This is a genomic window from Runella sp. SP2 (genome assembly GCF_003711225.1).
In the GTDB taxonomy this organism is placed as follows: Bacteria; Bacteroidota; Bacteroidia; order Cytophagales; family Spirosomataceae; genus Runella.
Genome location: NZ_CP031030.1, coordinates 6,075,602 through 6,095,759, shown reverse-complemented (window position 1 = coordinate 6,095,759; position 20,158 = coordinate 6,075,602). Strand labels below are relative to the sequence as shown.

Sequence of the window (20,158 nt, the reverse complement as noted above, 5' to 3'; positions counted from 1 at the left end):
CAACGCTTAAAAATAGTGCGTATTGACCGAAAACAGAGAAAAACTGCCATTGATAAACACTCACCTATTGTTAAGTAATTGTTATGTCATCGTTGAGGTCGCCTTACTTTTTTGCGCCAATCCATGTCATACTTGAGTCGGATTTCACCCCGCTCATCCACCGCCCGAATCAGCAAATTGTTTCCATCCAATGTTTCAAGTTCCTCTTCGTCAGGATTGCGCTTGAGGTTATTCAGAGGAATATGTACCAACAAATCAGTTTTATCGCCAAAACTGTACGTTCCTCCCACAAAAAAGGTCAATACACTAGACGCCACCTTCATTTGGTTCATCGACAACTCTTGGCCTTGAAGGACAAAATCATTTTTAAGACCTTCAAACTGAATTTTTTGAAAATTACGGCGCTTAAAAAGTACTTTTTGAATGCGTAAGAGTGGCTTAAAATAGTTGAGTTGGCCATTGATCAATTTAAAACTCAATTGCCCTTTCATGGTTTTAGGCAACAACTGGAACTCCTTGTCTAATTGGGTACTATACGTAAAGTCTGTACTCAGCGTTCCGCTCAAGTTTTGGTCTGAAACAGTCTGTTGTCCAAAATTTTCAAACGCATAAAACACCTTTTGTACGTCGGCATTGGCCACGTTTCCTTTGGCATACAACCGATGGATTGGTAAATCGAACTGCTCAATGCCGCCCGTCACCCGAAAATCGCCCCCAAAAGCGTGCATTTTTACGTCTTCACAACGGATAGCTTGGCGAGTCATATACACCCGTCCGCTCACTCCCTGCGCCTCAAACTTCCGATAATGCACCCGTCGAGCCGCCAAATTAACTTTTAAATCCAAGTTTTGAATAAACTTTGAGGTAATGTCTGTCAACTGTTTCTTGGTTGTTTTTTGAGGAGTTGGACGGTAATTTCGTACCCAGTCTAAGCCCAAGTCAGGCGCAAAAATCGAGACCTTTGCCTTCACCGAGGACGTTGTCCCAAAGGCATAAGGCGTTAGCCCCGTCACATTACCACTTACCCGTACTTGATTTTTTTGGTGATACACGTGCAAATACGTTAAATCTGCTTTGTCTTCCGCAAAGCGAACAAAGCCATCCACACGTTGAATATCTATTTGTTGGGGGGTGTATAAAAACGCCACCTTTTCTAGCTTGGCATTTCCGTCAAGTTTGCCGTTTAGTCGGTTGGTTTTCGGATCAAAAATGGGAGAAATTTTACCTTTATAACAAAAATTCACCACAACATTCCCCGCTTTAGGCTGAACCTGATTGGGGTCAAAAAGCGCCTTACACCGAGCCACTTTGGCTTTGGCATTGCCCTCCATGTGTAAAAATGGGTCGTCAAAATCAGTAATGGTAAACGACAAATTCATGGGAATAACGCCGTACAATAGCCCACTCACATGGGGGGCAACCAAACGGGAGTTCTGGTTGCTAACGGGCAACGACGTATCGGCGCGGTTCGTAAAATGAGCTCGCCCCAGTGTCTGCGAGAGTGGCCCAATCGCACTTTTGTACAAAAACGTTTGGGTTTGCACATCCACTTCAATGTGAGGGTCGGCTCCAGTTCTCAGTGGCCCATCGACACTCACTTCGGCTCTGACAACGGGCAGTACTTTATGTTTGGCGATACGTTTGGCCAATCGTCGTGGTAAAATTGACAACGCTCTTGGCGCAGCGATGGTGTCAGTACTGACAAACAACTGAACTCGGCCTTCGTCTTTAAAATCAAAACTGCCCCGTAATCGAAACTTATCTTGCTCGACCAACACTTCAGAAGGGCCAATACCCACGCGTCGGTGAAGGTCGTACGACAAGTGTAAATCAAGCTCTGTTGCCTTATTTTCCAGAAACCCACCCCGATTCAGATTAAAAGTCAACTGACGAAACTGCGTTTTTCCCCGCAGGTGTACCCACAAACAGGTATCGGTGCGTTCGAGGTCATTGGTTATTTTTTCCAAACAAAAGTGAATATCTTTTCCTTTCAACGAATCTTGCAAATGCACCTCCATTTCCTTCACTTTTACTTGGCGAAGGCTTTTGAGTAACTCTTTCCCCAAAGAACCCTCCGCGCTGGTAGTTGTATCTTGGGTCGATGAAGAATCTTTAGGAGCAACTGCCTGCAAATTGCTGTACCCGTTTTTATCCACAAAAACCGATAGTTTTCCTTTATCAACCGTTACTGAATTGATTTGCAACTGTTTACGAAGTAAATGCCGCAAGTCGATGTGAACCGTCAGCCGTTCCAGCGCCAGTAGTTCTTTGTGGTGAATTGCGTAGGCACTGTCGCGCAGATGAATGTCAAAAAGTGTAAACGACAAGCCAAAACCGCCAGCAAAAGGAGTAAAATCAAGCTTACGGGCCGTCACTGTCCCACGGATGCGGGCATTGGCCTCTTTGAGTAAGTACTGAAATACATCGTCGCGGTATTGGTATGCCCACGTCAACGCCCCGCCTGCGAGTACCGCAAAACCACCCAAAATGTAAAGCCCTATTTTAAGAAATTTCGGAAACGGCATGACTGTTGGAAAGTAACACGACAATATACACTACTTTTAGCTGAAAAAATCGTACCAACACAAATGCAATACCGAAGATTTGGAAGAACCGATTGGCAAGTAAGCGAAATCGGCTACGGAATGTGGGGCTTGGCAGGCTGGACTGGCTCCGAAGAAAACGAATACACCACTGCCCTCGACCGCTCGGTGGAATTGGGCTGTAACTTTTTTGACACGGCTTGGGGCTACGGCGCAGGGCAAAGCGAACAAGTACTCGGCCAACTCGTGAAGCGCCATACCGACAAGCGGTTGTACGTCGCCACCAAAATCCCTCCCAAGAATTTCAAATGGCCATCGAAGCCTGAATACAGCTTGGAAGAGTGCTTTCCTGCCTCGCACATTGTGGAATACACCGAAAAAAGCCTCAAAAACCTTGGTATTGAAACCATTGATTTACAACAGTTTCACGTATGGGAAGACCAATGGGCACAACACGAAGAATGGCAAAAGGCGATTGAACAACTCACGCGTGAAGGCAAAGTACAACACTGGGGGATTAGTGTCAATCGCTGGGAACCTGATAATGTATTGAACACCCTTCGCACAGGCTTGATTTCAGCCGTTCAGGTCATTTACAATATTTTCGACCAAGCGCCCGAAGATAATCTTTTCCCCCTTTGCCGTGAGCTGGACGTGGCCGTGATTGCGCGGGTGCCTTTCGACGAAGGAACACTCACGGGGACATTTACCAAAGAAACGACTTTCCCTGAAAACGATTGGCGTAGTACGTATTTTGTACCCGAAAACTTGATTTCGAGCGTAGAACACGCCGACGCCCTGCGCCCGTTGATTCCTGGGGGTATGAATATGCCCGAAATGGCTTTACGGTTCATTCTAAACAACTCAGACGTGGCGACGACCATTCCTGGGATGCGAAAAATCAGAAACGTCGAGGCTAACATTGCTACTTCGGATGGCCAAAAACTATCCGCCGACCTGATTGACGCCCTCAAAGGCCACCGCTGGGATCGCACGCCTACGAGTTGGAGCCAATAAATGTGCTGAGGGTTGCTCACAACCCGAATGTCGAGTGCAGAGTGTCGAATAAAATCCCATTCGACGTTCTGCACTCAAAATTCGACATTCTCATTCATAGCATTTGGCTACTGCTTTTAATGAACTACGAAATTGTGCTTGTTTCCCAGCAAGTGCCACTGAAGTGGGTGTTTTTTCACCGATTGCTTCCAGGGCACCTTCATAAAATTCGGCCAAATGGTCGCGGAGGCTATTGCGGTGTTCTTTTCGGGGAAAAGTTGCGGTTAATTTCCCTTTTTGTTCTTCATCGTGAAGGTACTGTAATTCAAGATCTTCTACCTGCCGAAGCAGCACTTTTAGCTTCTCTTCTGAAGGCATAAAAGGTAGTAAATTCGTGATGGTTTTCAGTAAATGCCGTACTACGATATAATCTTCTTTTCCCCAAAAATAAATCTGGTCAAACGCCAAATCCACCAATTGCTCAAAGCTAAACTCTCGTATGTGAATGTTCTTTTGGGCCAACAGCTTAGCTTCCCGCGAATTTGCTTCGCTTTGCGCAGCCCGTTGGATAATCGAACCAAGGTAGTCGATACAATTGAGGGCCGTCGTTGGGTCATTGACCGCGGGCGAAATGGCTTTGATGGCAATGTCCACCAATTGGCGAATCCCAAACGGAATGTCTTGTTTATAACTTCGGAACTTATCAATGACAAAACAACCCTGAATCGGCTTTATCAGCTGTGCATAAAAATCGCGCATCGCGGGCGGACAATCAATATCGGCGAGTACGCCTCCTTTAATCACAAAACTCCCGATGTGCGGTCGAACGGTCATTTTTACCTCTTTTTCCAACGGAAACAAGGCCTCCAATGCCTCGTAACGAATGGAATCCAAATAACCACTTACGGGGGCTAGGATTCGTACTTTTCCTGTTTTGGCTTCGGAAGGAGTTATCGACTCGTACAATTCGTCAATTTCTTCAATGGTGCGACGGGCAATATTTTGGGTAATGCTGGAGGCATTGATATTGCCAACAATGTGGTGAATAAACAAAGGGAATACCATCAAAATCAGGTAAAAACTACCGACGATACCAAATTTTGGATAAATCAACGATGCCTCTGACCAGCCGAAATACTGAAGCCCCATCAAGTACCCTACACAAGCCAAAAACGACCACAAAAAGAAACGGCTAAAGTGGTCGTATTCAAAAAAGGAGCGGATAATGCGGGGCGAAAACTGTACGGAAGCCAACTGCAAAGCCACAAACACAAACGAGAAGGTAGTTACCACGATGGTTGTCAAAATTCCTGCCAACGCCGTCAGGTAGCCGTCTAACAACACCCCTTTTTGGCCTGGTTGCCAACCATGTAACACAATGCTCAGAAGAGCGGTAATGATGTAAGAAGTAAGCATCAGCCATATCCAGCTTGATTTGACCTGCTCATGGAATTTATACAATCGACGGAAAAGCATTTTGGCAAAAAATTACGTTCCGCCAAAATTACCTTTTTTTAAATGTCGAATGCGGTATTTTATCTGTGTTGAGGGTTGCTCACAACCCGACTGTAATCGTCGAATAGAATGTCGAGTGCAAAATGTCGAATAAAAAATGTTCACCATTCGACATTCTGCACTCGACCCTCGGCATTCCTATTTATTGCCTTTCCAACCAATCAAAAACACTCCTAGCAACACCAGCAGCGTTCCGAAAATTTGTAAGGCTGAAATTTGTTCATCCAATACGACTGTTGCCACAAAAATGGTAAAAACAGGGCCAATACTAGCAATGATGGAGGCGTTTCCTGAGCCTATTCGTTTAATTCCCTCGGTCAAAGCAAACGAAGGAAGTACTGTAATAAACAGTGCCATTACCAGCCCAATCCAATAAACTTCCGGCGGAAAATGGCCTATGTGCAACCCATTTTCCACAAAACAATGGACGACCGTTGGTACAGTAGCGGCTATCATGGCGTAGGCCGTGAATTTTTGAGCACCGATTTGGGAGATAATCTTATCACTTCCCACCAAATAAACCGCATAAACCAAACCACTGATAATCACCCAAAAAGAACCCCAAAACAAGTCCTTTTGCTGGGATGAATCTACGTTTTGGGCAAAAGCCAGCACGATACCCGTATAAGTCAGCGCGACTGCTCCTATTTGAAGTTTGGTAATCGCCTTTTTCCGAAAAAAAGCATTGATTAACAACACAAACGTTGGATAAATAAACAATAAAATGCGCTCCAAGCTCGCTGTAATGTAATGGAAAGCCAAAAAGTTGAAATAGCTCGCAAAATAGTAGCCCGTGACTCCCATCGAAGCCACCCAAAGCCATTGTTTGGGAGTAAAACGAACGTTGTCTTTTTGGGACGAAAGCCGCCATGCGATGAGTCCGTAAAACGGTGCAGATAACCCCATGCGCAGGGTTAGAAGAGAAATCGCATCAATCTCATGACGGAAAGCTAACTTGATAAAAATGCCTTTCATGGCAAAACAAAAAGCAGCAAAAAACACAAAAATGGCACCAAGCCAGTAATACGGTCGAGTCATATTGAACAAACCGAAAAACCTTTACCTTTGGTTCTTTATATCTTAAACCAATTTATTTTCATTATCGACATGCAATCGGTTTATATAGTATCCACGGCCCGCACTCCCATCGGAAGTTTTGGGGGTTCTTTGTCAACGGTTTCGGCTACGCAACTAGGAGCAGCCGCCATTCGTGGGGCACTTACCAAAGCTAACATAGACCCCAATCTGGTCCAAGCGGTATATATGGGCAATGTCGTTTCGGCGAATCTCGGCCAAGCGCCTGCGCGCCAAGCAGCCATCTTTGCAGGACTTAGCAAAAACGCCACTTGTACAACCGTCAATAAAGTGTGTGCTTCGGGCATGAAAGCCATGATGATGGCCGCCCAAGACATCCTACTCGGCGACGCCGATGTGGTAGTGGCGGGAGGAATGGAAAACATGTCCCAAATTCCGTTTTACCTCGACAAAGCCCGTTTTGGTGGCTACGGCTACGGCAACGGAACCTTCATCGACGGCCTTGCCAAAGACGGCCTTACCGATGTTTATGGCGGCATGGCCATGGGCGTATGCGCCGATGCGACCGCCAGCAAATACGGTTTCAGTCGCGAAGAGCAAGATGCGTTTGCCATTGCTTCTTACCAACGAAGTGCCGCCGCTTGGAGCGAGGGGAATTTTCAGCAGGAAGTCGTGCCCGTTCAAATTCCGCAGAAAAAAGGCGACCCTACTACGTTTGCTCAAGACGAAGAATATAAAAATGTAAAATTTGACAAAATTCCGTCACTTCGGGCTGCTTTTACGAAAGAGGGCACCGTGACTGCGGCCAATGCTTCCACTATCAACGACGGAGCAGCGGCGACGATTTTGATGAGCGAAGCCAAAGTCAAAGAACTTGGCATCACGCCATTAGCACGCATTGTGTCGTTTGCCGATGCCGAGCATGAGCCCGAATGGTTTACCACTGCCCCTACCGTTGCTGCGCCCAAAGCCCTCAAAAAAGCAGGACTGAGTATAAGCGATATTGATTATTTTGAAGTAAACGAAGCCTTTTCGGTGGTGACGATGGCCTTTATGAAAGAAATGGGCATATCGCACGAACAAACCAACGTGTTTGGTGGAGCAGTGTCGCTGGGCCACCCACTTGGCTGCTCGGGTGCACGTATCGTCGTTACACTTCAAAATGTACTCACGCAAAAAGGAGGAAAATACGGCCTCGCCGCTATTTGTAACGGTGGAGGTGGCGCTTCGGCTATGATTATTGAGAAGGTTTAAAGCGCTTTGCGGTTCTCAGGAACAAAAGTGTGCCAAATTGCAGCTATATTTGTGTCAAATAACCAAGGCATGATTACACAACCTCAACAATCGTCTTTTCTGTTGTTGACCTTCGATGACCCTTTTTTACTCATCGAAAAAACGCGAGAAGGTCTTACTAAAAACGACGCCGATGCGTTGGCCAATGTCTATGACCTCAATGACCGCGAAATGGCCCGAATTTTAAACCTGTCAGAACGTACTTATCATCTCTACAAAGAAGACGCCCGTCTTGATGCCAGCGCCTCTGATCGGCTATTGCAACTAAAGAAAATTCTTCAATACGGAGAAGCCGTTTTTGAGAGCCGAGAAAAGTTTCAGCGCTGGCTATGACGCCCCTTGCGAACCATGAATGGGGAAGCCCCGATTCAGTTATTGGCCACAATCACGGGCTTAAACGTAGTAGAAACTGCCCTAGGACGCATCGAGTACGGCGTTTACATTTAGATGATACACGTTTTTCGCCTTCAAAAAGCCAAGTTTTCACGGTTGGGATAGCATTTATACTTCGCCTACAACTCAACAATTTACTAACCACTGGTTTAAGCAACAATCTTCGCCGGTAATGGCGATTCCTTCGGTGATTGTTCCTATGTCATTCAATTACCTCATCAATCCGAACCACCCAAGGATGAAAGAAGTAAAGGTGGTGGAAAGTATTCCCTTTTCGTTCGATAGCCGATTTTTTAAATGAAATACCGTTACTTCCTGATTTATAAGCCCTACGGAATGATGTCACAGTTCTCAAAGGAAGGCGACAAGCCCACGTTGGCTGATTTACCGTTTGACTTCCCGAAAGATATTTACCCCGTTGGTCGCCTCGATGCTGATAGCGAAGGGTTACTACTTTTAACCAACGACACCTTTCTGAACAACCGCCTGCTCAATCCTAAGTTTAAACATCAGCGTACTTATTTTGTACAGGTGGATGGGCAAATTTCGGAGGAAGCTTGCCGCCAACTTCAAACAGGCGTAACGATTTCGATTGATGGAAAACCACACGCGACCTTGCCCGCCAAAGTACAGCAATTGGTCAATGAACCACTATTGCCCGAACGTAATCCTCCCGTACGATTTCGCCAAAATATCCCGACAAGTTGGATAGCCCTTACGCTTCACGAAGGGAAAAACCGCCAAGTACGCCGCATGACCGCCGCAGTAGGTTTCCCTACGTTGCGATTGGTTCGTTGGTCGATTGAAGACGTAAAACTGGGGTCACTTCAACCCTCAGAAGTGAAAGAAGTAGAAAAAGAATGGCTTTTTAAAAAATTACGGTGCTGAGAATCGTGCTGAGGGATGCTCACATCCCGAAAAAGGTTTCTCAAAACCTTGTGGCACTCGGTTTTGAGAAACCTCGCCAGTGGTTATAAGTAACCACTGACACTTCTGCTATCGAATACTAATGCTAAGCACAGGAATATCAGAGTGATTGACGGTATCTTCCGTGATACTTCCCATAAACATGTGCGCCAATCCGCGGCGTTGGTGCGTAGCCATCACAATCAAATCGGCTTTTTGTTGGTGCGCAAAATCCAAAATCGCTTCTTCTTCATTAAAGACGTCAGCATCCGACACAAAGAGGGTTGCTTTACCCAAGCCCGCTGCTTTCAACAATTCATTTTTACGCGCTTCAATCGCGGCGTTGTCTTTCAAATTGCTTGGATTATTGAGGTAGAGCAACGTTATTTCTCCGTGGAAAATATCTTGTAACTCGGCCAAGGCACTAAATGCTCCTTTTTGATCATCTTTCAAAGTTGTCGGGAACACAATTTTGTTAAACGATGTAACCGCTTTGGGCACGGCCAATACAGGGCATGGAGCACGACGAATTACTTTTTCGGTATTAGAACCAATAAAAAACTCTTCCATACCCGAAGCACCGCGTGTTCCCATCACAATCAGGTCAATGGCGTGGTCTTTTACCACTTCTTCAATCACGCTGACCATCGGGCCACCAATTACGGCCGTTTCAATTTTAACCCGCGCAAATTTATCGTTGTCTGCTATCTCAGCGAGGGTCTTTTTCAAACTTTCATTAACCATGTCAAGATACTCATCCTCAATGGCTTTGTCGTACAAATAGTACTCCGCCAACGGCGTAGCTGTGACCATTTTTTCATTGGCATGAAGCAGCATAATTGAGGCATTTGTTTTCAAAGCTATATCGGCAGCCACTTCGAGGGCGTTATTGGCAAAACCAGAAAAATCGGTTGGAACTAGTATCTTTTTCATTGTGATAAGTGTTTATTGGTTTGAACTGATAGCTCAAGGTAGTTTTGTCGGCTTGTTTTAAGTATGATGAATATCACGCTAACTAACTGACTTACATCAACTAACACCGAGTCCCAATAAAATATCATCAACGAATACCGTCTATCACCTCATCTATCCGTAACTTTGGTAACTCATTTTCTTTATCCGATTATACACCGATGAACCTTTTCAAGATTAGCTGGGCCAATCTCAAAGATAAAAAACTCAATAGTTTTCTGAGTGCCTTACTCATGACGCTCGGAATTGGTATCATTTCGTTGTTGTTACTTCTCAACAAACAACTTGACGAGCAATTTCGCCGCAATATCAAAGGCATCGACATGGTTGTAGGGGCTAAAGGCAGTCCTTTGCAGCTTATTTTGTCGAGTATTTACCAAATCGATTCTCCAACGGGGAATATTTCGCTCGACGAAGCACAAAAAATAATGCGAAATCCGCTGGTTAAAACCGCGATTCCGTTGTCGATGGGCGACAATTATCTCTCGTTTCGCATCGTAGGAACCAATCCCAAATACCCTAAACATTTTGAAGCTAATGTATCAGAAGGGCGACTTTTTGAAAAAGCGATGGAAGCAACCATCGGTGCGAAAGTAGCGCGCATTACGGGGCTTAAAGTAGGAGATGTATTTGCAGGAGGCCACGGTTTCGACAACATGGACGACGTACATGGCGACAAAAAATACAAGGTTGTGGGGATTTTTGAAACCAATAATTCGGTGATTGACCAACTGATTTTGACAGACCTCTCCAGCGTTTGGGCCATTCACGAACATGCCGAAACACCAGGCCAAGGTGCCAACGTAACCGACTTGCTCATGGACGACGACTCTACCCAAACCGACGATCCAAGCCAGGAAATTACGAGCATGTTGATTAAATTTCGTAACCCAATGGGCATGGTTGCTTTGCCTCGTTTTATCAACGAAAACACCAAAATGCAGGCCGCTTCGGTAGCGTTTGAAATCAATCGCTTGTTTTCAATGCTCGGTGTTGGTATCGACACCCTGCGCGCTATTGCCCTGATTATCATCTTGATTGCGGGCGTGAGTGTGTTTATTTCGCTTTACAACTCGTTGAAAGAACGTAAATACGAAATGGCCTTGATGCTTTCCATGGGCGCAACCCGTACCAAACTCTTTGTGATGCTTTTGCTCGAAGGAATCATGCTTGGCGTAGCAGGATACGTAGCGGGAGTGCTGTTGAGTCGCGTAGGGTTGTGGTTATTTAGCCGCGCTGCCGAGTCAGACTATCACTACTCGTTCTCTGACTTTAGCCTTCTGAGCGAAGAAATTTGGTTGTTTGGTGGTGCTATTTTGATTGGAATTTTGGCCGCAGCCATTCCTTCCATCGGCATTTATCGCATTAATCTGTCACGGACGCTAGCAGAAGAATAGGTTATTTTTGCCCTACCGAATGAAGAGTCAAGTAAATAATTTCATTTTTTACCCGCAGAAAGCCGCTGAATTACAAACGCAGATTTCCGCTGAACAACGGACGTATGTAGTTATTAATCTGCGTCCATCTGCGGGGATTTAATCTGTGCGCATCTGCGAGAAAATTTCCATGAAACTCATCTAACAACGTACTAATTCCTAATTTTTCCTATTTCCCCAAATCAAGATGAAGGCTCTTCACTTCCTGCCCAAAAAACACTGCCGATTGACGGTCAAATGCCTCCGTTGAATCAGTGGTATAAAAAATACGTTGGGAGTTTTTAGCACATTTTACGTCCATTTCAGGATGGCGACGAAGGTAATCGCCTAAACTTGTCGCCACAATTTCGGCCTGATTCACAATGCGAATGTGAGCAGGCAAAAACTGACGTATTTTCTTGATTAACAAAGGATAATGCGTACACCCTAGCAAAACTGCGTCTATGTTTGGCGCTTGGCCGAGCAAGTGTTCGATGTGTTTTTTGACAAAATAATCGGCACCGTCACTGTCAAATTCTCCATTTTCTATCAACGGCACCCACATAGGACACGCTTCTTGGTGCACGTTTGCTTTTGGGAAAAACTTCTCTATTTCAACCAAATACGACTCCGACGCAACCGTTCCTGCCGTGGCAAAGATACCGATGTGCTGACTCTCCGTAAACGTACCTATTACTTCCGTCGTCGGGCGAATGACGCCCAATACGCGTTTGTCGGGCGCAATATGTGGTAAATCCAGTTGTTGAATGTTCCGTAAGGCTTTGGCTGAAGCCGTATTACAGGCCAAAACCACCAAGTGGCATCCCTTGGCAAACAATGCTTCTACGCACTCCAAAGTATAATGATAAACCGTATCAAACGAGCGCGTGCCATAAGGAGCACGCGCGTTATCTCCCAAGTACAAATAATCGTACTGCGGCAACTGCTTGACCAGTTCTTTTAAAATAGTCAACCCTCCGTACCCAGAATCAAATACGCCAATCGGCCCTTGTATTTTCATATTACTTCATCTGAACAATCGTCACTCCCGCTCCGCCACGGTCGGGGTGTTCGTCGGTCATTTTTCCTACTTGCTTGAACGTTTTGAGGTGATTCCGAACCAATTGCCGCAAAATACCATCACCTTTTCCGTGCACAATTCGCAATTCGTCGTAGCCCAGCATGATGGCATTGTTGATAAGTTCATCAAGCTCAATCATCGCCTCTTCTCCGCGTTTTCCTCGAATGTCAAGGTTAAAACTAAAATTGAGCATTTTCTCGTTCATGTCAATTCCTCCGAGGCGGATTCCCGCGCTTTTTTCGCCCGTAGCTTCCTTAAATGCCTTCTTTGACACCTTTTCCAAACGGTTCAATTTCACGTTCGATTTTAAGTCGCCAATCCGAATTTCGGCATCTTTCCCTTTCATCGCCAACACCTCTCCTACCGTCGTTTGGCCTTTGATTCTCACAAAACTTCCAACTGTAATTTCTCCTTTTTCGGGCAAAAACTCCTCTTTTTCGGGCTCATTGACGGGCTGAAGAACCAGTTCCTTCTCCTCAAATTTTTCTAATTCTTGGCGGACTTGCTTGGTAGGTTCGCGCTCGGCTTTATTTTCTTTGATTTCGCGAATGGTATTCTCAATTCGTTGGTTAGTATCGGCCAACAATTGCTTCGCTTTTTGCTTGGCGTCGTTCAGAATTTTCTTTTGGTCATTGTCTAAGCGCAATTGCAATGCCGTCGTCTCGACCAATTGCTGAGCCAATTTTCGCTCCTTAATACCCACCTCAATATTTTTCTCCGAGAAGACCTTTTTCTCAATTTCCAATTCTTTTATCAACTTCTCAAAGTTGACCTGTTGAGAACCTAACTTCCCTTTTGCCCGCTGCACGACAGCCTTAGGTAATCCAATTTTTGAGGCAATTTCAAAGGCAAACGAACTCCCTGGTTTTCCAATTTCAAGTTCATATAGTGGCTCCAAATGTTCCCCATCGTAACGCATCGCACCATTGACCAGCCCCTGCGTTTTATCGGCGTAGGTTTTGAGGTTAGTGTAATGCGTATTGATAACTCCATACGCTCCCGATTTGGTCAAATCTTCCAAAATCGCTTCGGCAATCGCTCCCCCTAAACTTGGCTCGGTTCCCGTTCCAAATTCATCAATCAAAAACAAGGTTTTCTTCTGACTAAAGTTCAAGAAGTACTTCATGTTTGTGAGGTGGCTACTGTACGTACTCAAGTCATTATCAAGACTTTGCTCATCGCCAATATCAATAAACAAATTCTGAAAAAGTCCTATTTTAGAATCTTCTCGCATGGGCACCAACAGCCCACATTGAAACATATATTGTACTAAGCCAATGGTCTTGAGTGAGACCGATTTTCCACCTGCGTTGGGACCCGAAACGACCAAAATCCGTTGCTGTTGCGACAATTGAATGGTCAACGGCACCACCTTTCGGCCTTGCTGTTGGAAAGACAAATACAACAACGGATGCCGCGCTTGCCGCCAGTCAATCATGGGCTGATTCACAAACGTAGGCTGCGAAGCATCCAACAATGACGCTAGTTTTGCCTTGGCACGAATGAAATCAACCATCCCCAAAAACTGATACGCCCGCTGCAAATCGATCAAGTGCGGACGAATTTGGTTGGCCAACTGAATCAAAATACGATTCACTTCGCGGCGTTCGGCGTATTCCAATTCACGAATTTCGTTATTGGCATCCAGTACTTCGGCGGGCTCCATAAAGAGCGTTTGTCCCGTCGCTGATTCGTCGTGGACAAACCCTTTTAATTTACGCTTGTGCTCGGCCGAAATCGGAATCACCATGCGGCCATTACGCACCGTAAAAGACACGTCATCGTTGACCCAGCCACTATTTTTGGCGTGTTTTAGGATAGATTCCAATTTTTTACGCACCGTCGCCGCCTCAGAAATCAGCCGTCGCCGAATGTCCGCCAACTCAGGCGAAGCGTTGTCGCGTACCAAACCACGGTCATCAATAATGCGGTCGATAGAATCACTGACCGATTTCTCTACCTTCACATTCCCTGCCAACTCCCGTAAAAACGGAAAGCGGTCATCCTCTTGGTCGGCCAAAAATTTCAGTACCTGACGAATCGTACGAAGCGATAGTTTCAGGTCATAAAACTCCTCCAACGAGAGCAACATGCCTTCGATGCGAATTTTTTCGAGGGCAGTCGTCACATCCAAGTAATTTTGGGCAGGAAACTCGCCCGAGGTTTCCTCCATAATCGCCTTCATTTCGGCGGTTTGGCGGGTAAGTTTATCAATGACGGCAAAATTGTCCGAAAAGCGAATCTTCTGCACAAATGCTTGTCCAAGCGGACTCAAGCAAAGCTCTCTCAAGTGCTCGCGGATACGGTCAAAACCTAATTTTTGTTCTAAATCTTGCGGGTATAACATTTCTATTTTGTCATGCTGTTCAGCACCGATTACCTCTTTTCAATGCTCAAAATCTGGTGAAAAGTTCCTACAAAGGTAGTCAGTATTGTTAAACCCACTTACACTCCTTAATTTTACCGCAAAAACTCACCCCCAACTTTCGTCCTTCTACTTCCGAAGGTCTGTTGATTGACTAAGTCCTTATGTTCCATATCATCCCTGCCATAGACCTCATTGAAGGCAAGTGTGTCCGCCTCACGCAAGGCGATTACGGTCAAAAAACCATTTACAACGAAAACCCGCTCGAAGTTGCCAAAGAGTTTGAAGATGCGGGCTTGACTCGCCTCCACTTGGTGGACTTGGACGGGGCCAAAGCAAAAAAAGTCGTCAACTGGAAAGTATTGGAGCGAATTGCCACCCAAACCCAGCTTCACATCGACTTCGGCGGTGGAGTACAATCTGACGACGACCTACGTATCGTTTTTGAATCGGGAGCAAAACAAGTAACGGGTGGAAGTATTGCCGTAAAAAATCCCGACTTATTTGAAACGTGGCTTAACCAACACGGCGGCGACAAAATGATTTTGGGCGCCGATGCCCGCAACGAACGCGTAGCCGTGAGCGGCTGGGAAGAAGGCACGGGTTTGTGGGTATATGATTTTGTGCAACAATGGGTAGAAAAAGGAGCCAAATACACCATCAGTACCGACGTCGCCAAAGATGGATTACTTCAAGGCCCTTCCTTTGATTTGTACAAAAACCTTCAAGAGCACTGTCCCGACCTACATATTATAGCCAGCGGGGGGGTAAGCAACATCGGCGACATTGAGCGTTTGGCTGAAATGAATCTTTTTGGCGTGATTGTCGGGAAAGCGATTTATGAAGGCAGAGTTACCTTGTCCGAATTAACGCGCTGGGTAGCTTAGTCCAAAAACCAGTTGCTTTTACTTAGAAGAAATACGGTGTTTAGAGATTAAAAAAATTAAAATTTAAACACCTATCCTATTTTTTCTTTGATTAGTGTAATACCGACATTTATTCTGACTTCTTCTGAATAGTCGAAATTAAATTTGGTGTTACGATTACACTTTAAAAAAAATTTGGCAAACGCTTGCACAATATTTTTTTTATCATTTATCTTTGGCACAAGAATAAGACGCAAAATAAATTTCTTCATTAAAATTAAAAGGGGGACATACTATCGAAACAACGCTTTACGTTAACTAATTGTACATAAAAAAATGGAAAAGTACCAAGTTAGCGACAGTGAGCTTGTTTCATTGTACATCCAAGGCAGCGAGAAAGCCTTCGAAAAACTTGTTCAGCGTCACAAGTCAAAGATTTACACCACTATTTATTTGATTGTTAAAGATCAGTACGTAGCTGAGGATTTGATGCAAGATAGCTTCGTTAAAGCTGTGGATACCATCAAGTCTGGTAAGTATAACGATGAGGGCAAGTTTTTGCCGTGGATATTGAGAATTGCTCACAATTTGGCTATTGACCATTTTCGGCGTGATAAACGTTACCCGGAAGTAGTGTTTGAAGATGGAAGCAGTGTGTTCAATACCTTAGACTTTTCGGAAGACTCAATCGAGTCGCTCCAAATTCGTCAAGAAACACACGAGCACCTTCGCGAACTCATTCAACGATTGCCCGATCCTCAGCGTCAGGTGCTTATTATGCGCCATTACGAAGACATGAGTTTTCAGGAAATCGCCGATGCCACAGGAGTGAGTATCAACACGGCTTTGGGGAGAATGCGTTACGCGCTGATTAATTTGCGAAAGCAACTCAGCAACCGCGTTCCTATATATGATACAACTGTTTACCCCAGATGATGTAATTCGGTATGTTTACGAAGAAACCACCGAAGACGAAAATGTGCTCATAGAAGATGCCCTTATCGGGGATCAAGAGTTATTAGAATTTTATCTCGATGCCCTTGAGATGAAAAGTCTGATGAACAAAATTGAGCGAACGCCCTCAAACAGCGTTGTTTCCAACATTTTGGCGTATTCACAAAATTATAAGAGCAATCAATCGGTCGCCTAAAGCTTCGGTTGATTGCTTTTTTTATAGTTTGTGAACGCCACGTAAGGCTCTATCAATGACCTCAAAGCAATTGTTTTTGAGCGTCATAACGTCTTCTTGCCCCAACCCAACTGTCACGAGTGGCTCGTGTACAATGGCTTTCATTGGATAACGAGATAGCCGAATGGGTGTCTCATCAGGCAAGATTTTGTAGTTGGTCAGCAAGGTGACAGGTACTACTGGCACTTGCTGCTGAATGGCCATCTTAAATGCCCCGTCCACAAACGAGTGCATCTGAGGTGGCTTTTTTGTTTTTATGCCCCCTTCAGGATAAATCACAATGCTTCTCCCCTTGGCCAGTGTTTTTAGAGCCCGACTTAACGACCCTACGCGGCTTTGGCTGTTTTCGCGATTGACCTGAATGTGAAGTTTTTGAAACATATAGCCAAACAACGGAATATTTTTAACCCCATGTTTGCCCACAAAAGCAAAGTAGTTCTCAAGAATCACCCCCATAACCGCAATGTCAAGGTATGAAAAGTGATTGGCACAGAACACATAAGCTTGTGCAGGGTCGGGACGAAATTGATACTCTACTTCAATTTTAATCCCCGCCAAGGGAAAAAACAGTTTGCCCCACAATCGGTTTAACCAATGGGCGTACGGTTTCCACGCTTCCCGTTGGAGACAAATAAACATGAAAGGAAACAGCAACAAAAAAATCAAAATGAGCCAAAAAGCACACCAAACTGTGTAGAGTAGCTTCATAAAAATAAATTGACGAATATTGAACCGTAAAATTAGATTTTATTCCGTACCCATTAACCTAAAACTCTTATGAAACGAGTCGTATTCCAACATTTTGGAAAACCTGCCGACATTCTTCACGTAGAAGAAGTAAACCCACTCACTCCTGGACCCGACGAGGTACTGATTCGGGTATTGGCAAGCCCCATCAACCCTTCCGATATTATGTTTGTCCAAAACCTATACGGCATTCGGCCTCAGTTACCCTCAGGCGCAGGATTTGAGGGTGTTGGGATGATTGAACAAGCAGGAGCCAATGTGAAACTTAGCACTGGTACGCGCGTAAGTTTTACGGCGATTGGCGCGTGGAGCGAATACGTTTTAACTAACCACCGCACCCTTATTCCAGTGCCCGAAGCCATGTCGGACGAGGTGGCCGCCCAACTTTTTGTTAACCCATTCACGGCCGTTGCGATGGTGGAAGAATCGGGCGTAAAAGCGGGCGAATGGCTCATGATTACGGCCTGTGCTTCTGCATTGGGTAAAATGGTGATTCAAATTTGTAAAATGAGAGGCATCAAAACCATCGGAACGGTACGCCGCAATGACCTCAACGAAGAATTAAGAGCTCTTGGAATCGACGAAATTATCAATACTGAAGAAGAAAACGTTCCGAAAAAAGTCCAACAAATTACCAACCACGAAGGTGTACGCGCCGTATTGGAGTGTGTCGGTGGGCATACTGCCAGCGAAGCCCTCAAATGTATGGGCCGAGGGGGTGTTATGCTGGTGTATGGGTTGATGAGTTTGCAAGACCCGAATATCAATTTTGGGCTGATGATTTTCCGTGAGCTTGTGGTCAAAGGTTTTTGGCTAACCGACTGGATGAAGCGCACCGAAGCAGCCACTCGCCACCGCGTTGCTGGGGAAGTGATTGAGTTGCTTGCCACGGGGAAAGTACAGATGCCGATTGAAGCAACCTACACCTTAAACGAAATAGCCAAAGCCGTTACGCACGCCGAGGCGCACGGGCGTTGGGGGAAAGTGTTGATCAAGCCTTAAAAGAATGTGTTGAATCTTCATTTCGTTGGCAAAGAATTTTATAGTAACAAAAATCAATTTTTTATCAAAAAAATTCTATTTTTGTTACTATACCTAAATCGACTAACCAACGATGAAAGCCACCAACTCACCAACGCCAATCACTACCTTTGTTGACAATTTATACCATTGGGAAAAAGAACGTCCTCATCAAGTCTATCTTCGTCAGCCCTTTGGGGATAGTTTCAGAGATTATACATGGAAAGAAGTCGGTGACCAAGTGCGGCGGGTTTCGGCCTACCTGCGCTCGCTCAACCTACCGCCACAAAGCAACATCGGGCTGGTTTCCAAAAACTGTGCCGAATGGATTATTGCCGATTTGGCCATCATGATGACAGGCCACGTTTCGGTACCTTTTTATGCTACCCTCACCGCCGACCAGCTTCAGCAAGTGCTCACCCACAGTGGTTGCTCGGTTTTGTTTGTAGGTAAGCTCGACGATTGGTCAGGAATGAAAAAAGGAGTTTCTTCAGCGATTAAATGTATATCGTTTCCCACTTATAACCCTGATTCTGAACACATTCAGTGGAATAACATTTTGGCCAACCACGCCCCTATTTCCGACAATCCCACGCCTCAACCTAATGAATTGTTTTCAATCATTTATACTTCGGGGACTACAGGCAACCCCAAAGGAGTGATGGTGACGCACCGAGCGGTATCAGAGGCCGTTGGCCGAACTAAGGACATTCTTCGGTATGATGTACCTAATCCTCGTTTTTTTTCCTATTTACCTTTGTGTCACATTGCAGAGCGAAACATTATTGAAGCGACAAGTTTGGGTACAGGCGGAACGGTTTATTTTGCCGAATCGCTTGATACTTTTGCCAAAAACTTAGCAGCGGCGAGCCCGACCCATTTTTTGGCTGTACCTCGTATTTGGACCAAATTTCAGTTGGGTATTTTGGCCAAAATGCCGCAAAAGAAACTAGATATGCTGCTCAAAATCCCAATATTGAGTGGTATTGTCAAGAAAAAAATCAGGCAAGGGCTTGGGCTCAATGAAGCCCAATTGGTACTTACAGGCGCGGCACCAATGCCGATTTCCTTGATTCGTTGGTTTAGGCGTTTGGGAGTTACCATTCAGGAGGCCTACGGAATGACCGAAAACCTAGGGGCGGTGTGCATGATGCCTCACGACAACCCCAAAGATGGCAGTGTGGGTAAAATTTACCCAGGCATGGAGGTCGTCATTGCGGAAGGTACAGGCGAAATTCTAACTCGTTCGCCTTGGAATATGCTGGGTTATTACCGTGAACCATCCCTCACTGCCGACACCATCGACTCAGATGGATGGATTCACACAGGCGATGTAGGCGAAGTCGATGAAGATGGGTACCTCAAAATTACGGGTCGAGTCAAAGAAATGTACAAAACGTCGAAGGGAGAATATGTGGCACCATCACAGATAGAATTTGGCTTTGCGGACAACAAAATGATTGAGCAGATTTGTGTTGTAGGGCAAAATTTACCGCAGCCCATCGCCCTCGTTGTTTTATCAGAAATGGCCCAAAAATTTGACAAAGATACCATTAATCAAAGCCTAAATTCAACCCTTTCTGACCTTAACCCTCGCCTAAAAACATACGAAAGAGTGCAAAAAATAGTCATCATAAAGGGCACCTGGACGGTCGATAATAACATGCTTACCCCCACAATGAAGACAAAAAGAAACGTTATTGAAAAAAATTATGCCCCAATGATGGAACCTTGGTACGAAACCAAAGAAAGTATAATTTGGGAATCGTAACGGAGTACTCTACTAAATGGCACGATTTTGGCTAAGTCAGAGATAGGCTTA

General features: G+C 45.2%; 20 protein-coding genes. 13 read left to right on the top strand and 7 right to left on the bottom strand.

The annotated features are described in order from the left end of the window. Positions 1-86: 86 nt before the first annotated feature. Positions 87-2,525 carry an AsmA-like C-terminal region-containing protein gene (locus DTQ70_RS24535; RefSeq protein ID WP_122933238.1) on the bottom strand — a complete coding sequence of 813 codons (2,439 nt, stop codon included), beginning with the start codon at positions 2,523-2,525 and terminating at the stop codon, positions 87-89. 63 nt (positions 2,526-2,588) lie between these two features. On the opposite strand from DTQ70_RS24535, the gene DTQ70_RS24530 reads away from it, so the two are divergent. Then, complete coding sequence (locus tag DTQ70_RS24530; protein WP_122933237.1) at positions 2,589-3,560, top strand: aldo/keto reductase; 972 nt, start codon at positions 2,589-2,591, stop codon at positions 3,558-3,560. 90 nt (positions 3,561-3,650) lie between these two features. On the opposite strand, the gene DTQ70_RS24525 is transcribed toward DTQ70_RS24530, so the two are convergent. Both DTQ70_RS24525 and DTQ70_RS24520 read right to left on the bottom strand, forming a co-directional pair. Next, a complete protein-coding gene (locus DTQ70_RS24525) occupies positions 3,651-5,015 on the bottom strand; it encodes a DUF2254 domain-containing protein (protein ID WP_122933236.1) in 1,365 nt (454 codons plus the stop codon). A gap of 177 nt (positions 5,016-5,192) precedes the next feature. Further along, a complete protein-coding gene (locus tag DTQ70_RS24520) occupies positions 5,193-6,092 on the bottom strand; it encodes a DMT family transporter (protein ID WP_122933235.1) in 900 nt (299 codons plus the stop codon). A 69-nt stretch (positions 6,093-6,161) separates the two neighbouring features. On the opposite strand from DTQ70_RS24520, the gene DTQ70_RS24515 reads away from it, so the two are divergent. From DTQ70_RS24515 to DTQ70_RS24505, 5 genes are all read left to right on the top strand, one after another. Further along, positions 6,162-7,343: a thiolase family protein gene (locus DTQ70_RS24515; RefSeq protein WP_122933234.1), complete on the top strand. Its 1,182-nt coding sequence runs from the start codon at positions 6,162-6,164 to the stop codon at positions 7,341-7,343. Positions 7,344-7,412: 69 nt separating this feature from the next. Beyond that, the gene (locus DTQ70_RS24510; protein ID WP_229600006.1) at positions 7,413-7,715 is read left to right on the top strand and encodes an antitoxin Xre-like helix-turn-helix domain-containing protein; all 303 of its coding nucleotides are present in this window, start codon (positions 7,413-7,415) and stop codon (positions 7,713-7,715) included. 15 nt (positions 7,716-7,730) lie between these two features. Beyond that, the gene (locus DTQ70_RS31135) at positions 7,731-7,829 is read left to right on the top strand and encodes an MbcA/ParS/Xre antitoxin family protein (protein ID WP_229600005.1); all 99 of its coding nucleotides are present in this window, start codon (positions 7,731-7,733) and stop codon (positions 7,827-7,829) included. Positions 7,830-7,881: 52 nt separating this feature from the next. Beyond that, positions 7,882-8,076: an RES family NAD+ phosphorylase gene (locus tag DTQ70_RS31355; RefSeq protein WP_164490294.1), complete on the top strand. Its 195-nt coding sequence runs from the start codon at positions 7,882-7,884 to the stop codon at positions 8,074-8,076. Further along, a complete protein-coding gene (locus DTQ70_RS24505) occupies positions 8,073-8,663 on the top strand; it encodes a pseudouridine synthase (protein WP_122933233.1) in 591 nt (196 codons plus the stop codon). The genes DTQ70_RS31355 and DTQ70_RS24505 overlap by 4 nt, the downstream gene beginning before the upstream one ends. Before the next feature lie 108 nt (positions 8,664-8,771). Here DTQ70_RS24505 and DTQ70_RS24500 read toward each other — a convergent pair whose 3' ends face one another. Continuing rightward, positions 8,772-9,614 (bottom strand): universal stress protein, encoded by an 843-nt coding sequence (locus DTQ70_RS24500; protein WP_122933232.1) that lies wholly within the window; start codon positions 9,612-9,614, stop codon positions 8,772-8,774. A gap of 200 nt (positions 9,615-9,814) precedes the next feature. On the opposite strand from DTQ70_RS24500, the gene DTQ70_RS24495 reads away from it, so the two are divergent. Beyond that, the gene (locus tag DTQ70_RS24495) at positions 9,815-11,050 is read left to right on the top strand and encodes an ABC transporter permease (protein ID WP_122933231.1); all 1,236 of its coding nucleotides are present in this window, start codon (positions 9,815-9,817) and stop codon (positions 11,048-11,050) included. Positions 11,051-11,069: 19 nt separating this feature from the next. Next, positions 11,070-11,192, top strand: coding sequence for a hypothetical protein (locus DTQ70_RS31210; RefSeq protein ID WP_255417938.1), 123 nt, complete (start codon positions 11,070-11,072; stop codon positions 11,190-11,192). 66 nt (positions 11,193-11,258) lie between these two features. Here DTQ70_RS31210 and murI read toward each other — a convergent pair whose 3' ends face one another. Further along, the gene (gene murI / locus DTQ70_RS24490; protein ID WP_122933230.1) at positions 11,259-12,089 is read right to left on the bottom strand and encodes a glutamate racemase; all 831 of its coding nucleotides are present in this window, start codon (positions 12,087-12,089) and stop codon (positions 11,259-11,261) included. Between the two features lies 1 nt (position 12,090). After that, entirely contained in the window at positions 12,091-14,496 is a 2,406-nt protein-coding gene (locus tag DTQ70_RS24485; protein ID WP_122933229.1) for an endonuclease MutS2, read from the bottom strand. A gap of 182 nt (positions 14,497-14,678) precedes the next feature. Between DTQ70_RS24485 and hisA the strand changes: the two genes are divergently transcribed. The 3 genes from hisA to DTQ70_RS24465 all read left to right on the top strand — a co-directional run bounded on the left by hisA (position 14,679) and on the right by DTQ70_RS24465 (position 16,530). Further along, positions 14,679-15,401, top strand: a complete 723-nt coding sequence (gene hisA, locus DTQ70_RS24480) for a 1-(5-phosphoribosyl)-5-[(5-phosphoribosylamino)methylideneamino]imidazole-4-carboxamide isomerase (RefSeq protein WP_122933228.1) — start codon at positions 14,679-14,681, stop codon at positions 15,399-15,401. Between the two features lie 315 nt (positions 15,402-15,716). After that, on the top strand, positions 15,717-16,316 hold the full coding sequence (locus DTQ70_RS24470; RefSeq protein ID WP_028525764.1) for an RNA polymerase sigma factor: 600 nt from the start codon (positions 15,717-15,719) through the stop codon (positions 16,314-16,316). After that, positions 16,291-16,530: a hypothetical protein gene (locus tag DTQ70_RS24465; RefSeq protein WP_028525763.1), complete on the top strand. Its 240-nt coding sequence runs from the start codon at positions 16,291-16,293 to the stop codon at positions 16,528-16,530. Before DTQ70_RS24470 ends, DTQ70_RS24465 begins: the two co-directional genes overlap by 26 nt. Positions 16,531-16,551: 21 nt before the next feature. Here the strand turns inward: DTQ70_RS24465 and DTQ70_RS24460 are convergent, their stop codons facing one another. Then, positions 16,552-17,277: a 1-acyl-sn-glycerol-3-phosphate acyltransferase gene (locus DTQ70_RS24460; RefSeq protein ID WP_122933226.1), complete on the bottom strand. Its 726-nt coding sequence runs from the start codon at positions 17,275-17,277 to the stop codon at positions 16,552-16,554. A gap of 69 nt (positions 17,278-17,346) precedes the next feature. Here DTQ70_RS24460 and DTQ70_RS24455 point away from each other — a divergent pair, with 69 nt between their 5' ends. Next, positions 17,347-18,318, top strand: coding sequence for a zinc-dependent alcohol dehydrogenase family protein (locus tag DTQ70_RS24455; RefSeq protein ID WP_122933225.1), 972 nt, complete (start codon positions 17,347-17,349; stop codon positions 18,316-18,318). 112 nt (positions 18,319-18,430) lie between these two features. Further along, entirely contained in the window at positions 18,431-20,107 is a 1,677-nt protein-coding gene (locus tag DTQ70_RS24450; protein WP_122933224.1) for an AMP-binding protein, read from the top strand. Positions 20,108-20,158 lie beyond the last annotated feature (51 nt).